At 51.6% G+C, this 15985-nt stretch carries 9 protein-coding genes; 6 read left to right on the plus strand and 3 right to left on the minus strand.

Annotated elements, in window-relative coordinates; all coding sequences use genetic code 11:
- Positions 1-26: 26 nt before the first annotated feature.
- Both ACMAZB_RS10205 and ACMAZB_RS10210 read right to left on the minus strand, forming a co-directional pair.
- Positions 27-803 (minus strand): enoyl-CoA hydratase/isomerase family protein, encoded by a 777-nt coding sequence (locus tag ACMAZB_RS10205; RefSeq protein ID WP_435216933.1) that lies wholly within the window; start codon positions 801-803, stop codon positions 27-29.
- 303 nt (positions 804-1106) lie between these two features.
- The gene (locus ACMAZB_RS10210) at positions 1107-2114 is read right to left on the minus strand and encodes an AraC family transcriptional regulator ligand-binding domain-containing protein (protein ID WP_435216934.1); all 1008 of its coding nucleotides are present in this window, start codon (positions 2112-2114) and stop codon (positions 1107-1109) included.
- Between the two features lie 218 nt (positions 2115-2332).
- Here ACMAZB_RS10210 and ACMAZB_RS10215 point away from each other — a divergent pair, with 218 nt between their 5' ends.
- Both ACMAZB_RS10215 and ACMAZB_RS10220 read left to right on the plus strand, forming a co-directional pair.
- Complete coding sequence (locus ACMAZB_RS10215; RefSeq protein WP_435216936.1) at positions 2333-3610, plus strand: spinster family MFS transporter; 1278 nt, start codon at positions 2333-2335, stop codon at positions 3608-3610.
- Positions 3611-4006: 396 nt separating this feature from the next.
- On the plus strand, positions 4007-5959 hold the full coding sequence (locus ACMAZB_RS10220; RefSeq protein ID WP_435216938.1) for a PQQ-binding-like beta-propeller repeat protein: 1953 nt from the start codon (positions 4007-4009) through the stop codon (positions 5957-5959).
- 224 nt (positions 5960-6183) lie between these two features.
- On the opposite strand, the gene ACMAZB_RS10225 is transcribed toward ACMAZB_RS10220, so the two are convergent.
- Positions 6184-8466, minus strand: a complete 2283-nt coding sequence (locus ACMAZB_RS10225) for a TonB-dependent receptor (RefSeq protein ID WP_435216939.1) — start codon at positions 8464-8466, stop codon at positions 6184-6186.
- Positions 8467-8928: 462 nt separating this feature from the next.
- On the opposite strand from ACMAZB_RS10225, the gene ACMAZB_RS10230 reads away from it, so the two are divergent.
- The 4 genes from ACMAZB_RS10230 to ACMAZB_RS10245 all read left to right on the plus strand — a co-directional run bounded on the left by ACMAZB_RS10230 (position 8929) and on the right by ACMAZB_RS10245 (position 15866).
- Positions 8929-10971, plus strand: coding sequence for a DUF3604 domain-containing protein (locus ACMAZB_RS10230; RefSeq protein ID WP_435216941.1), 2043 nt, complete (start codon positions 8929-8931; stop codon positions 10969-10971).
- Positions 10972-11037: 66 nt separating this feature from the next.
- Positions 11038-13080 carry a DUF3604 domain-containing protein gene (locus ACMAZB_RS10235; RefSeq protein WP_435216943.1) on the plus strand — a complete coding sequence of 681 codons (2043 nt, stop codon included), beginning with the start codon at positions 11038-11040 and terminating at the stop codon, positions 13078-13080.
- A gap of 6 nt (positions 13081-13086) precedes the next feature.
- Positions 13087-14541 (plus strand): flavin-containing monooxygenase, encoded by a 1455-nt coding sequence (locus ACMAZB_RS10240; protein WP_435216945.1) that lies wholly within the window; start codon positions 13087-13089, stop codon positions 14539-14541.
- 284 nt (positions 14542-14825) lie between these two features.
- Positions 14826-15866 carry an MBL fold metallo-hydrolase gene (locus ACMAZB_RS10245; RefSeq protein ID WP_435216947.1) on the plus strand — a complete coding sequence of 347 codons (1041 nt, stop codon included), beginning with the start codon at positions 14826-14828 and terminating at the stop codon, positions 15864-15866.
- Positions 15867-15985 lie beyond the last annotated feature (119 nt).

The following is a 15985-nucleotide window of genomic DNA, read 5'->3' on the forward strand; positions in this document are numbered from 1 at the left end:
ATCGCGCCGCTGAGAGAACCGCGCCATTATCGGAATTCAGCGAGGCGCTCTGCAGTGTCTAGAATTTCGGTGTACTCAGTCTCCAGCTCTTTAGCAAGCGCTTGTTCAATAGCAAGCCCCTGCTGACTCATACGATAGAGGTCTTTCATTGCAGCTACCCCAGCACGAGAGTTACTAGAAATTTGACGAACCCGATTAGCCACAAGCTCGTCGAGCTCAGCTACTGTGGGTACCGAATTGTTGACCAACCCTAGTCTTTCAGCTTCCTCGCCTCTGACCACTCGCCCAGTGAAAGACAGCTCACGAGCCCTACGAAGCCCTATCGCTTGAGCCAATGTTTGAGACATACCCCAAGTTGGACGCAAGCCAAATCGGGTGTGCGTATCGCCAAATTTTGTCGCGTCGGTAGTGAACATAAAATCGCAGTGCAGTGCCAGCTCAAGAGCTCCAGTGAAGCAAGCACCATGCACACTGGCGATGACCGGGATATCGGCGTTACGAATGGCAGAACATGCTTGCTTAGCCGGTTCGTCGAAGAGATCACCAATGCGACCATAGGCTGGCTCGATATCTTGTAAAACCTTGAGATCAACGCCCGCAGAAAATGCGCGCCCCTCCCCTTTTAAAACCACGACACAAACCCCCTCGTCTGCGCTGGCCTGTGAGACCAACTGGGCAACGCCAGCGAGCATCTCCGGATGGAGGGCATTCATGGCGTCTGGTCGGTTAAAGCTGAGGGTTAGAACATCTTCGTTAATTTGCGCTAGCAGCTTGTTTGTCGTGGGTTGATAATTTTGAGTCATAGAATTTCTCTGTTTGTGAATAAACGATGAACCGGGTTTCATTTTTAAACGGTCTGCTACCAGCTCTGATACATATGCTTGTCAAAGCCTAGTTACTTACAACATGCTGGCTTAACCCTTGCTATCGGCTGCCGCTATGAATTTTTCGGTGAGGTACCAAAGCGTCCTAACATAATTTAGCCCTAAGCTGCTGCATTTCGCTGGCCTGGGCATCTCTTATAGAGAGCACACCTTTTCAGCTCTGCAACACTTCATTGTGTACAGACCCATCGCCTTGAAGGACGCCAGCAGAGGTTATCTGCATTAGGGGCGTGTCTGCTTCCGGTAAGTGCTGGGAGTCATCCCGCGCCAGCGTAGGAATGCCCTGCGAAAATTGACAGTTTCTGAGTATTCCAGCAAGTGAGCAATCTCGCCAACGGGCAAATCGGTTTTGGTTAAATACTCACAAGCCAGCAGCTCTCTCACTTCCTCTAAAATCGATCTAAACGTATTCGACTCCCGTGAGAGATGCCGCCTCAATGTTCGTTCACTCACGTAAAGGCTATCTGCCACCCCAGCAATGCTGGGAAACTGGCCTGCAGACTGAATAAGAAGGCGCCGCACTTCGGATGTTATTTTTTCAGCACGCCCAAGGCCGCGTAACATTTCTTCACACTGTTGATGGAATACAACGTATTGAGAGGGATCCGAGGTCCTGACTGGCGTGTCGAGGGCATGAGCTGGCAGAAATAGCTGACTGTACTGACAGTCGAAAGCGACATCGACATTGAGCGCAAATTTATAAGACGCAGAGTGCGCCGGTTTAGGAAATGCAAACTGCAGCTCTGCCCCTTGAATCTGACCACGGTAAAGCGAGCTCCCAGTCACACTAAGCTGCGCAAAGCATAGCTCGGTCACTGGTCGAATATGCTCAGGCGACGTCGATAACACGCCTAGTCGCAGTAAAAGCCCCCCGTTATGTTCGTGAGCCTCCCAATGAGGAAGCGAAAAAGCCTTCCCGTATCTCAACAAAAGCAGGATTGATTCTCTGAGGTTTGCACAAGTCATTAATGCAAAACCAAGCGTACCGTAGCTGGTGATATCGACGCTCCGCCCGAGTCTTATAGCAAAACTGGGGTCTTTTGCGAGTTCGATCGCTGTCATCAATAAAATAATCGAATCGAAACCATCAAATACCGGATGTGCTGAGTTGGGGGCAGACCAACCTTTAGCAGCCGCTCTTTTAAAAAATTTATCGGGCGTCACACCTGATTTTTTGAGCTCTGCAAGTAACTGCTCGTAAAGGTCTCGCTGAAGTCGAGTTGGTGTCAAGTACTAGCCCCATTAACTACCACCAGCATCGAGTCGCAAGCGGTCATCATAGATGGCCGAATATGATTCGGCTAAATTCGCAAGCCACTATACTGTGAATAGGCCTACGCTGGAAACACACGTAGCCGTCTGCGGGTGATACCCACATTGAAAACATGCTCCCGAGGCTTGGGATTGGTTGCCTCGCCGAGTCAGCATTAGAGATCAGGCCAGCCGCCATGACGATACCGCCTCCACTTGCAGGTTCTCGCACCACGATAACCTTACTGCTCCTCGCTTATGCCCTGTCCATGTGCGACCGGATGGTCTTGTCAATCCTGTTCCCAGACATAAAAACTGAGTTTGGTTTGAGTGACACCCAGCTCGGGTTGTTAGGTGGCATCTCATTCGCCCTGTTTTACGCCACAATGGGGCTTCCTATCGCGCGCCTGTCCGATCAGTACAGCCGCAAGTGGATCGTGATCATAAGCCTCATCATATTTTCGCTAATGACTGTCTTGAGCGGTTTAGCCGCTGGCTTTATCAGCCTCCTGATACTACGCATTGGCGTGGGCATTGGTGAGGCGGGAGTGAACCCCGCGAGCCACTCTATTATTGCTGACTACTTTCCGCCACAACGCCGGGCTTTTGCTATGGCCACGCTAATGCTAGGTGCAAGCATCGGCATGATACTGGGCTTTGTCCTGGGTGGTTCGATCGCAGAGGCCCACGGTTGGCGCACAGCCCTTATAGCGGTAGGCGCTCCGGGGATGCTCCTCGCCCTTGTCATGGCGAAACTTTTGACCGAACCCCGTCGAGGCACCTTTGAGGCTCATAGCGGCGCACCGTCGCCGCCAATACGAGCCACCGCTGTGGCCATGTGGTCCAACAAGGCCATGCGCCATCTAATAGCGGGCGCAGTGGTCGCTGGATTGTTGGGCTATGGATTAACGCAATGGCTACCCACCTTTTTTAGCCGACAGCACGACCTAGGCCAGTCCCAGACCGGGCTTTTAATGGCCGGCATTTTTGGGATCCCCGGAGCACTGGGGGCGCTGGCTGCGGGCAAACTGTTCGACCGACTTGCTGTGCGTGGTTTCCAATACGGAATGCGAATGCTGGCTGTTATACCGTTCGTTACGCTCCCATTTTTTATCATGGGGCTACTGGCAGATGACCTCACCACGGCAGTTCTGCTGTTCATTATTCCGGGATTCGCCGGCAATTATGCGCTGGGTCCGACTCTGGCCATGATACAAACCCTGTCGCCGGTGAACATGCGGGCGGTTTCCGCAGCGATCAAAATGTTGTTCCTCAATCTCATAGGCCTGGGCTTGGGCCCCCTACTGGTCGGTGCTATTAGTGATGTCCTAGCGCCGCGGTACGGTGATAATGCCTTGGGTGTCGCACTGGCCTATTTCACTCTAGTGGGTCTGTGGGGGTCTTACCATTTTTGGCTTTGCGCGCGAGCTCTAGCCGAAAATCAAGTAACTGATCACCATCGCACAGGCACATAGGCCCGCCCACTCGAGTAACCAATAAATTTCTATGAGCACCAAAACACGGACTATCGCCCTATCATCCTGGCCCAGAGTCGCCCACACTCCGGACAGCAGCATTCTTGATGTACTGAAATCTATGCACAAGGATTGTGCCAACGGAAATTATTTTCGGCCAGTTATGAAGACACAATTTTGCCAGCAGTCTCGCAGTAACAACTAAAGGCGCTGCCCTATGATTTACCAACATATAGAAGGCAGGCTCGCTATCGGCACTTTAAATTTGGCCGAATAAGATTCTATTTTTCCAGTTATGCTCTCTAGACTGGCGAACTGAAACCGCAACAGGGTTTACTCGAGGATGCTCCAGAACAGGGGATCTGTAACATCGTCAATTCCAGAGTGGCAGCAGTTATGAAAAAGATTCTTCTTATAGCCACAGTAGTCGGCGTAGCGGGCTTCACGATCAACCTAATTTTTTTTGGTGACAGGGCGCACAACCCGAGAATTTTTACTGCCCCCGAAAAAACTCAGTGGCGGCCAATGGGCGCCCGGATTACTGGACAGCACGGCTACGACATCATTCCAGAGCCCACAAAGTGGAATGCGATTCACGTAGGCGTGGCCAATTCGGACAGCGTTTGGGGCGTTGCAGCACCGATGTTTGAGCTGGATTGGGTCGCGGAACCAAGCTACTTCATCGGCAACGGCCCCCTCTTTGATAATGAGGGCAATCTGTACTTCAGTCCTCAGTTTTATCACGGTGAGCGTGTGGTGCTGGTGTCACTCGACGCCAAAACGGGGACGCGGCGCTGGGCGTTACCAGCTGACGAAAATATTCAGACCAGCAGTCCTGCTTTTATTTTGAATGATCCCGAAAATTTAAATTCACAAATACTTTATATCGTGGGCTATGACCGCATTACCGCACTGAGACCCGATGGCTCTAAAATTTGGAGTCGATCTACAGGCCTAAAACTCACGGCGAAGGAGCTGCTCAACACAGACAACAAAAAGTTCCACAGTCTCAACTACCACCCAGCCACCGATTCTTTAATCACGGTCACCAAGACAGGAGCGTTATTTGCCTTTGACCGAAAAACAGGCCAATCCATAGCGCCCATCGGACAGCTCCCCGGTGCACCTGCGATCAGCGGCAAGGGTACAAAAATACCCGAATTCATTCTCGATAGAGTCGATCCATTAATGGACGCCGCTTTTGGCAAAACCGATGCCGGCTTGAGTTTATTTTCCTCGGCGGTGAACTATATCTATGGCGGTGGCGGCGTCGTCACCAACTACTTCAGCATTGATCCAGACAGTAGCCGCATCTACATGGCAGCTACTGCCCAAGATGCCGAAGACGGTACGACCGATGGCAAATCTGAACTGGGCGCAATTTACGCCCTTAACCTAGTCAATACTAATCATGGTCTCGAGTTCCAGATATTGGCTCGCGCCGTGTTTCAAGGTGGGACGGGCTCTACGCCAGCGCTTAGTGCAGACGGTCACCGCCTGTATGTTTCAGATAACGAGGGGCACGTTATTGCTCTCAACAGCGAGCTCGACGAAATATGGCGGGTCGACGTTGGGGAGCCTTTAGTGGGCTCCATCACAGTATCGCCCGACAACCACGAACTTTATGCCGTCACTGCCAATGACGTCATCCAACTCATCGATCACGGAGAATACGGCAACCGAGCTTGGACTGCAGAACTTAACGGTTTTGACGGCTATGCCAATGTGGATACGCAATCTAATGCCCTCACAGCTACTGTTACTGCCAATGGTGTCGTGATTATGATTGGTGGTGGAAAATCACTGCTGGGCCGAACCATTATGCTGCACACGGGCATGGGTTTACTGGACCGTATGACCGGTAAGCTGCGCTACTTTGCCGAGGGCCGGGAGGATTCTTTAGCGATGAGTGTCGTCGCACCTGATGGTAGCTTATACGTGGCCCATTCACCCTTGCGCCGTGCGGTGGGTAAGGCTATTTATCCAGACTTAACCCCGAAGATCACGGGCGGAATCGCCCGTTTTAAACCGGTTCGCCTCGACCTTCTTGCCCGGGACGCCGTTTGTGCCGCCGAGGCACGCAGTGCTAACACAAGTCAGCTAGACAAGGTCACCGAGCTCACTGCTATAAACACCGATATACGACAGATTCAGGTATTAATGACCCAAACCAATGACGCTATCGAGACGGCGGTAAACGAGGGCGATATGTCACGAGAGACCGCAAGCACGCTACGGTCAATGCTCAACCAGATCACCGCAACACCACTCACCACCGAGACACTGGCTGCAGCACACACACAACTTGTAAATGCCTGCGATCTGCTAGATTCAACACCTCACCAATGACTTATGCGTGCAGGTCACTTCACGCTGAGTCAGTCGCTTAACCCATAGCTGACTTCGAGCGGTTGCTGACTGTATTTTTAGGGCGCGTCTCAACGTAATGATTCATTACGTTGGTTAGCAGCCCTCATTAAGCACGATAACAAACAAGCGAAACTGCACATAACGCCGTGAAAGAATCACCCATTGAGCCCACCTGTTACCTGTCACCTGTCACCTGTCACCTGTCACCAACGATAACTGGCACTCAGGCCAAGGCGGCGGCCTGGAATAGGCCAATGGTTCGCATACCCAGTTGGCTGGCGTCGCACAACAGCGGTGCCGCTGGTTCGCGTGATGAGAGCTTCATCATCCAGCAAATTGCGGGCAAACACTTCAACATGCCATCGGTCGGTCCGAACACCCAAATATGCGTCGAAGGTATTGTAGGCATCAAGATCGATCGCAGGCGTCGTAATCGTAGCCGCTTCAGCGAATTGATTGCCGGTGTAGGCAAATAACGCACGCCCGTAGCCTTCAAAACCACCAAAGTCCACACGATATTCCGTGTTCACGCTAGCTGTCCACTCGGGCACCCTGCCAAGCTGGTTGCCACTCTCATCACACTGGGCTACGGCTTGGCCCGGAGGAAAAATTGGCACGCCGTTGTCATCGAACTCATTGCAGGGCAGCGAAGTTCCACTTGCGTATTCACCTTCGGTGTAGCTGAGAGAGCCGCCCAGATACCAGTTGGCGCTAAGGTTTGCCGACAACTCTAATTCGGCACCCCAAACCTCGGCATCACCGTTAACGGTGATGCCACTGCGGTCAATACTCCCGTCCGGATTGATAATATTGAGTGCATTCTGACGAGAAATGTAGTCATCAAAATTATGGGCGTAGAGAGCTCCGTTGATTCGAACCGCGCCATCAGCCAGGGTGCTCTTGAAACCCAGCTCGTAGGACATACTCTCTTCGGCGCCGAACAACAGTACATCCTCAGGTAAGGCCGATCCCGTCACCGTTACTCCGCCAGGTCGCCACCCAGTGCTCACCACACCGTAAAAGTTGATATCGTCACTCAGCGTATACTCAAGTGCCAATTGACCGGTAAAGGAGTCGTCGTCATAGCGCCGGTTGTCATCTGAGATAACCTGCTCCAAGAGAAATCCCGGAGGCGCAACGCTAATGCCGCTCGGGCCTGCGACCAAAGACATATCCCGACCTACCTGAATCTCCTGATAACGCAGACCCAGCTGCAAGGTCCACTTTTCACTTAAGTAGAACTGGTTGTGGGTAAACAGGCCCCAGCGCTCTGACTCTGCAGGGAATAACAGCATGGTGCTGCCCCCCGCAAAGGGACTGAGGGGAATCTGAAGGTTGTCCTGGCTGAAAAAGATATCCGAATCCTCATAGTAGAGGCCTACCATGTAGTCCCAGCGCTCACCTTCGTTGCTGGCGAAACGTAGCTCCTGAGAAAAGTCAGTTCGATCATCTACGGCTATTCGCTGTGCCACGTTACCCGGGTTCGAACTGCCCTGCGCCTGATCATATATCCTAACTGAGTCGGTCTCGTGATAGCCCGTCACCGATGTCAGCGTGTGGGAACCTAGGTCCCAGTTCATCACCAATGACGTGTTCAGATACTCCGATTGCGTGTTGTCGGATACACCATCGATCCCTACCCGCGCGTCACTGCGATCATAGGAGTTCAGGGACGGCAATAAGCCCTCTGGATCCAGTCTGGGATCCCCCGCAGGCACGCCACTAAGCACACCTAGATCATCGAACTCGCGCTCTAGGTACTGCGCTGCAAAATCGATACTCAAACTGTCAGTGAGCAACCATCTCAGGCTAAAACGGCCCGCTGTCGTCTCAGTAGCGCTGGTCTCCCCAGTCAAGACATTGACAGTTTCGTCCATATCATTTTCGTCAAACACGCCGGCGAAGCGTAAAGCCAGTCGCCCCGGTATCAACGGCAGGCTCGCAGCCAGCTGGGTGTTGATGCCATCGTTGTCGGTCAGTGTTGCTCGCACCTCGCCTTCGACCTCGTCAAGATTAGGCTTAGCGGTATGAATATTGATAGCGCCAGCAGGGGAGGTTCGGCCGGCGAGCGTTCCTTGGGGTCCGCGCAACACCTCAATGCGCTGTATGTCGAACAACTGCTGGTAGACAGCGTTCGAATCGACAATCGTCTGGTTCCAGTAGGTGGCCACTGCTGCTTCGGCTGCGGAGTTCGGGTTGTAGTTGATACCGCGCAGTGTCATGCGCCCACTGCGGCCGGTGAAACTATCGATTTGCAGGCCTGCTGTCAGCGCCTCAAGGTCTAAAAAGCTAAACACATTAAAGTCTTTGAGCGTGTCTCCGTCTATCACGTTAACCGTGGCCGGAACGTTCTGCACCGATTCAAGACGCTTCTGAGCTGTTACAACTATCTCTTCCAATTGGAGGCTTTGCGCAGCCACCGTGCTCCCATAAAACGCAAGGATCACGACCCAAGCAAAGGGTGATACTTTAAATGAGTGACGCATTATGAAACCTTCCCTATTTTTATGTGCCCGTGGTAAAGATACTGCCAGCCTAACTTTAAGCATCGCTCAGCCATCACTATGAATCATTTTCGGTCAACATTTTTACGGGTGCTGACGCTATGTCCTCGAAGAACCCTGAGGTCGATTAGGCCAAGGACGGCCCGGCGCCGCTGCCGAAAGATCCGCCACCAGACTGACATAGCCGCGATTTACACCGATAGTTACGGCGGCTTAGCACGCACAACTCTTGCCTCTACTATCTGTGGCATGCTGCTTTGAAGTTGAGTGAAAAAATGTCCGAAGATGATTCCTGCGCCACATGCCGACGGCACTATCTTGGGGGCGAGTTAACAATGAGGCTGAACACATCAAAACGACCTTCAGCCCTAAAAAATCCATCAGAATAAATTGCCCAAGCAACCGAATTCAGCGACAAAGTAATGAGGATGGCACGAGAGCAAAATGCTAAAGAAAATTGCCGTAGTGATCACCATAGTATTACTCGCAAGTCTTGGCTTCATAACGGCTAAAGTTGTGATTCCATTACAAGCATCAGCCGAGAAAAATGGGCCCACCACCGCTGCTCGTGATTATGCCCTGCAAGACAACAACCGAGTTACGCTGCCACGAGCACAGAGCCACGCTTACCAACCCTCCCCCAATCCCAATAAAAATTTATATTGGGGCGAACTACATATCCACACTCGTGAAAGTTTCGATGCCACGTTATTTGGTAATACGCTGAGCATCGAAGATGCCTACCGTTTCGCCATGGGGGAAACGCTGAAAACTGCAGGTGGCGAAGCAATGCAGCTGAGTCGCCCTTTAGACTTTGTGGCGATCACTGATCATGCCGAAGGCTTTGGTACACGCACCCATTGCCAAGAGACTGGACTCTCTCTTTCTGAACGCGCGGCCTGCTGGCTGGCAAACGAACCCAACCCAATGATCTTTAAGTTACTGGTTGATCGTGTCCGAGGCGCTGAAATTATCGGCGACCCTTCGAAGCCTGCTGGCGTATACCAACAAATCCAGCGTACCTCGCCAAAACCAGGCGCGTTTCCTACTTGCAGATTTGGGCACGGAAGTCTTGAACGCTGTCAGAGAAATGCAAAAACTGATTGGGCTAAGTATATCGATCTGGCTAATCAATATAATGTTCCCGGGGAGCTCACTACACTGATTGGCTACGAATTTTCTCCGGGTCTGCCGGCTCAAGGCAAACACCATCGTAATATTATTTTTCGCACCGAAACCGTGCCTGAGCGAGCAATTTCAAGCCTCGATGTTCCCAACGCCATCACGCTTTGGCAGGGGCTTGAGGCCACCTGCAGCGGAGATTGCAATTTCCTCACAATGCCCCACAACCCCAATAAGGCCTGGGGCCTAACCTACTCGCCCTACACTTGGGATGGACAGGCCTATACCAAGAATGACTGGCGGCTGCGTCAAAAATACGAACCACAGGTCGAAATATTTCAGGTAAAAGGAGCACAGGAATGTGCTCTAGGCGTTGGCGCCACTGATGAAGAATGCGCCTTCGAACAGGTACTTGATCCATGCCAACCCGGAGAAACAACCGGCTGCGCTTTTAAAACGGGATTCGTTCGGCAAGGCCTTAAAGTCGGCTTGGAACTCGAACAGAGCCTAGGTTTTAATCCATTGCAAACGGGCTTTATTGCCGCTACCGACAGCCACAACTCAAACCCTGGTGATGTAGAAGAGTGGGATTTTCCCGGCGCAGTGGGCGCCGTCACATCTTCGGCAACACGGCGTTTACGCTACAACTCAGAGAGCGCCGACTACCAGTCGACGCTTAAATTTCATACATCCGGAGGGCTGGCGGCGGTGTGGGCCCCAGAAAATACTCGTGAAGCTGTTTTCGATGCCCTCGTCCGCCGTGAAACGTACGCAACATCGGGGCCCCGCATAGCCCTGCGCTTTTACGCTGGCTGGGATATTGATCCGAGTGTGACCTCAGATCCCAATGCTATTGAGTCACTTAGAGATCAAGGCGTGCCCATGGGCGGCGTACTTAAAACTGCGGCAAGTGAAGCAACTAATCAGAAAAACGTGTCTCCACAGTTTTATGTTTGGGCCACACAGGACCCCATGGATGCACCCTTACAAAGACTACAAATAATCAAGGGCTGGATCGACAAACAGGGAAAAACTCACGAACGCGTGGTAGATATAGCGTGCGCTGACGGCGCATCTGTTGATCCCTCCAACCAGCGCTGCCCAGATAACAACGCAAGCGTTGATCTCAACAACTGTAGCTTTAACATCGACTCAGGTGCCAGTGAGTTGAAGACACTGTGGCAGGACCCCCACTACAACCCAGAGCAGAGCGCTTTTTACTATGTTCGTGCTCTGATGAACCCAACCTGCAGGTGGTCTACCTATGATGCTATTCGCCTCAATCAGCCACCCAGTCCACACGTTCCCAGCACGATTCAGGAGCGTGCATGGAGCAGCCCTATTTGGATAAGCTCGAATGACTAATCGTAAAAACGGCACACATTGCTGATGCGACTCTGCACCTTCACCAGCGATAAGGAGCATAAGTCTATGTTGATGCGTCTAGCATTCCTTATGGTCATCATGCTTTCCGTTGCTTGCTCTGGAGATAGCCTCGAAGCCGAAAAGCGCACAGCTGCACAACAACACTACCGGACAACTAACACGGTCATACCCGGTAATAATCAAATTATATCGTTCTCTGAACCTGCATACACTAAGGCAGAGCGCCCAAAACCCAACCTCGACCGCAACGCGTTTTTTGGCGACTTACATGTGCATACAGCTCTGTCATTTGATGCCTCGGCATTTGGCACGACGGCCTCTCCGTCTGATGCTTATCGCTATGCTCAAGGTGAAGCAATTACACACCCCAGTGGCTTCGAGGTACAACTAACCCAACCTCTAGATTTCTATGCCGTGACAGATCATGGAGTCTTATTGGGTCTCATTAACGAGGCTATCGATACTAACTCTGCGTTTTCACAATACGAGCTCGCTAAGCCTTATCATAATATCAACGAATCAATCGACGGTGGTCTTCTAGATCTCGCCAAGAGAAGTAAAGCCTTTTACAATTTTGTCAGCGATGTTGTTGCCAACCTGCTAGATGGCACAATCGATGAAGACTCTATCAATAGCGCTAGTAAATCTGCCTGGCAGCAAACGATCGAAGCCACCAACGCCGCCTACAAACCGGGGGTATTTACCACCTTTGCAGCCTACGAATTCACGTCATCGACTCAAGCGCGAGAAGCACTTCATCGCAATGTCATCTTCCGATCAACACAACGCCTACCCGCACAACCGTTCTCCCGCTTCAACAGCATTAACCCCGAAGGCTTGTGGGACTGGATGGATCAGTTACGTCAGCAAGACGTGGAAAGCCTAGCCATACCTCATAACAGCAACGGCTCCAATGGCGCGATGTTTGCCTTTACCGACTGGGCTGGCCGGCCCATTGATGTCGATTACGCAGCGAAGCGGCTGCGTAACGAGCCACTCGTAGAAATCACTCAAGTCAAAGGAACTTCAGAAACCCATCCCCTCCTATCGCAAAACGACGAATGGGCCAATTTCGAAATTTTCCCTCTTCGCACGTCTACTCGTCTTCCCAGTAACCCGCAAGGTAGTTATGTACGTAATGCTTGGCAGCGCGGGCTGAGTCTGACCACTCGTGACTCGGGAAACCCCTATAAGTTTGGAGTTATTGGCTCTAGCGATACGCATACCGGCGCGGCCTCGCTGGAGGAAAACAACTATTTTGGGAAAATTGGTGCTTTCGATAGCACACCCGAAAAAAGGGGTTCGATACCCGCAAGTTTTCTGTATGGCACGTTAGTCAAACTAGCGGCGTCCGAAATGGTTGAAGAAGTCGATGGCCAAAATTATCTCGATTTTTCCGGTTACAAATATTGGGGGGCCTCTGGAATTGCGGGCGTTTGGGCAGAGGCCAATACTCGTGAAGCGATATACGACGCATTGCGTCGTAAAGAAACCTTTGCCACCAGCGGCACTCGCATCAAACTGCGCTTTTTTTCCGGTTACCATTTCGCAGAGGATCAGCTAGATGAGACGGACCTGATCAAAGAGGCGTACCGCTCAGGTGCCACAATGGGGGCTACCTTGCAGGCTCAAGGTAAGCGCCAGCCCTCATTTCTAACCTGGGCCATAGCCGACCCAAATACTGCACCTCTGCAGCGCCTTCAGATAGTAAAAGGATGGTTAACAAACGGCGAGCACCAAGAAAAGGTTTACGATGTCGCTTGCTCAAACAACCTTCAGGTAAATCAGGATACCCACCGCTGCCCAGACAATAATGCGCGGGTCAATCTAGGTGACTGCTCTACCACCGCCAACGTGGGCGCAGCAGAATTAAAAGTACTGTGGCAAGACCCCGACTTTGTTCCAGAACAAGAAGCCTTCTATTATGCGCGGGCACTTGAAAACCCGGTGTGCCGATGGTCCACTTGGGACGCGATTCGCAGCGGCAAATTGCCTCGCGGAGACTTGCCCGCAACGATACAGGAGCGCGCCTGGTCCTCGCCCATATGGTATAGCGCGCTCGATGACAATGACAATTTTGTAGAATAGGAAACTATGCCTAAAGAACTCGAGTCGGTCGATGTCCTCATTATAGGGGCCGGACTCTCCGGCATTGGTGGAGCCTGCCAGCTGCGCCGCAACTGCCCGGAGCGCAGCTTTATGATTTTCGAATCTCGTGCTGCCAGCGGCGGAACTTGGGACTTATTTCGTTATCCCGGCATTCGATCAGACAGTGACATGTATACCTTTAGCTATGGCTTCAAGCCCTGGCGCGACCCATCGGCTATTGCAGATGGTGCCAAAATTCTTAATTACATCCGTGAAACGGCAGCAGAATATGATGTAGAACGTCATATCGAATTTCATCGCAAAGTCGTTTCAGCGCGCTGGTCGTCTACCGAAAAACGGTGGACCGTTACGGCTGAGTGTAGCGATACCGGCGAGAGCGTCACTGTTAGCTGCCAGTTCATTTTTAGTTGCAGTGGCTATTACGACTATGCACAGGGCTACACCCCCGAATTTGTCGGCCTCAACGATTTTTCAGGAACCGTCGTGCACCCCCAACAATGGCCTGAAGATCTTGATTACAAGGGCAAGCGGGTTGTGGTGATTGGCAGCGGTGCTACCGCCGTAACACTTGTCCCCACCATGGCCAAAGACACAGCTAGCATGGTCATGCTGCAACGCTCGCCCACCTATATTGCCGACGTACCCCTAGAGGACCCCACGGCGTTGAAGCTGCGTAAATGGCTGCCTGTGGCCTGGGCATCTCGCTTAACCCGCTGGAAAAAGGTGTTGTTTCAAATTTATATTTATCAATTGTCCCGAAAACGCCCCAAGCAGTTGCGGCATTTTTTGCTGAGCGAGGTGCGTAAACAGTTGGGACCAGATTATGACGTTGCCACTCACTTCACCCCAAACTACAACCCTTGGGATCAACGCCTCTGCGCAGTCCCCAATGGCGATATGTTTACCGCTATTCGCGAAAAACGCGCTGAAGTCGTTACCGATCATGTTGATGAATTCAACGCAACAGGAATCCAGCTTAAGTCGGGCAAGCAGCTAAATGCCGACATTATTATTATGGCGACGGGGCTCAATTTGAAATTTGCAGGTGGTGTGGATTACAGCATTGATGATCAAAAGCTCGACTTCACCGATCGCTTTATTTTCCGCGGCATGATGTTTTCGGATCTCCCCAATATGGCGTTTACCGTGGGTTACACCAACTCGTCTTGGACACTCAAAGCCGACCTCACCGCCAGCTACGTTTGCCGTCTACTGAATAAAATGGCGAAGGGCGGATACTCCACGGTTACCCCGCGCATGATAGGCACTATTGACGAAGAACCTCTGCTCGACTTTGACGCAGGCTATGTATTACGAGCCCGAGACCAGTTCCCGAAACAAGGCAATCGACTGCCTTGGAAAAACTACCAAAATTACATCAAAGACTTTATTACCCTGCGCCTTGGGGGAATCAAAGACAAAGAGCTCGAATTTCGATAGCCGCACGAGCCCACCACCTCATACGTTACGGAATTTCGAGCGCGCACAATAAGGTGGAAAATAGCAGCTGCTAAGTTATGAATTTAAAGTAGCCCTAGGCTATCTGAGCCCCGGAGTTGTTATGTGTGTGTGCGACGAGGGCTTTGGTATAAACATTGAGCCAGAGTTGCGCACACGGCAACCTTTCAGCACAATGTATGTCTAAATGTATGGAGCGCTTGCTACAATTAAAACCCTTGGGTCGCTAGGACAGTGATTTACCAACTAATTTGGGGTGCTTACGCATGAAAAAACTGGGACTCGTAATCTTTGGCTTGTTAATACTTTTTTTTGCGGGCCGAGGGCTACTTAATATCGCCTTTGTGCAAGACACCTTGCTCGAACGTGCCACTGCAGTGATCGCCAAAGATGCGGCCCAAGCGCTAGAAGAGCCAAAAAGCTTGAGAGTCTATGTTTGCGGTAGCGCATCGCCCTTAGGCATGGGGCAGGCTCAAGCTTGCATTGCAGTCCTAACACCCGAGCACTTTTATCTTATCGATTCTGGCGTGGGTTCAACAGATAACATTAACCTTTTAAGGCTGCCTACAGCACGACTAGACGGCCTATTACTCACGCATTTTCACTCTGACCATATTGCCGAAATTTATGAAGTAAATTTAAATTCTTGGGTTAATGGCAGGCCGGCTCCACTTAAGGTGTGGGGACCACGTGGCGTCGATGAAGTCGTCAGTGCGGTGAATGCAGGCTACCGCCAAGATCGCATCTATCGGGTAGGACATCACGGCGAGGCCCTACTGCCACCCGCACTCGGTGTTTTAACCCATGAAACCATTGAGCCCGGGGTAATCCTTGAAGACGGTGAACTCAAGATTACGGCCTATGTGGGGGAGCACCCACCCATTGAACCAGCGGTGGGATATCGCATTGACTACCGTGGGCGCAGTGTTGTGATTTCTGGGGACAGCAATGTCAATGGCAACACCCGAAAAATCGCGGACGGAGCCGATCTATTACTCCATGACGCCTTATCACTGCCTATCCTTACTGCACTTTCAAGCGCCTTAGAGACAGCGGGTCAAACGCGGCAATCCACTATTGTCACCGATGTTATGGACTACCATGCTTCAACGGCGGCGTTGGTTGACCTCGGAGAGCAATCAAACGTCGCCATGATCGCCTACTATCATCTAGTGCCGGTTCCGCCCAATGCCATAACAAAGACGATCTTTATGCGCGGGGCTCCTGACAACTTCGTTCTTACCGAAGACCTTATGTGGTTTGAGTTACCTATCGGTAATGACGAAATTGTTGTGCATCGCCCCTGACCACAACCTTTTTTCCATCGTATGGCTAGGAAGTAGAAGCTTCTGCCGTTTTTTTGCGGCAATCTACGGCGGTCTGATAATTAGGAATTTGATCGTTTTCTGGTCGAGGTATCCATTAG

The organism is Luminiphilus sp. nBUS_07, assembly GCF_051201685.1.
Taxonomy (GTDB): Bacteria; Pseudomonadota; Gammaproteobacteria; order Pseudomonadales; family Halieaceae; genus Luminiphilus.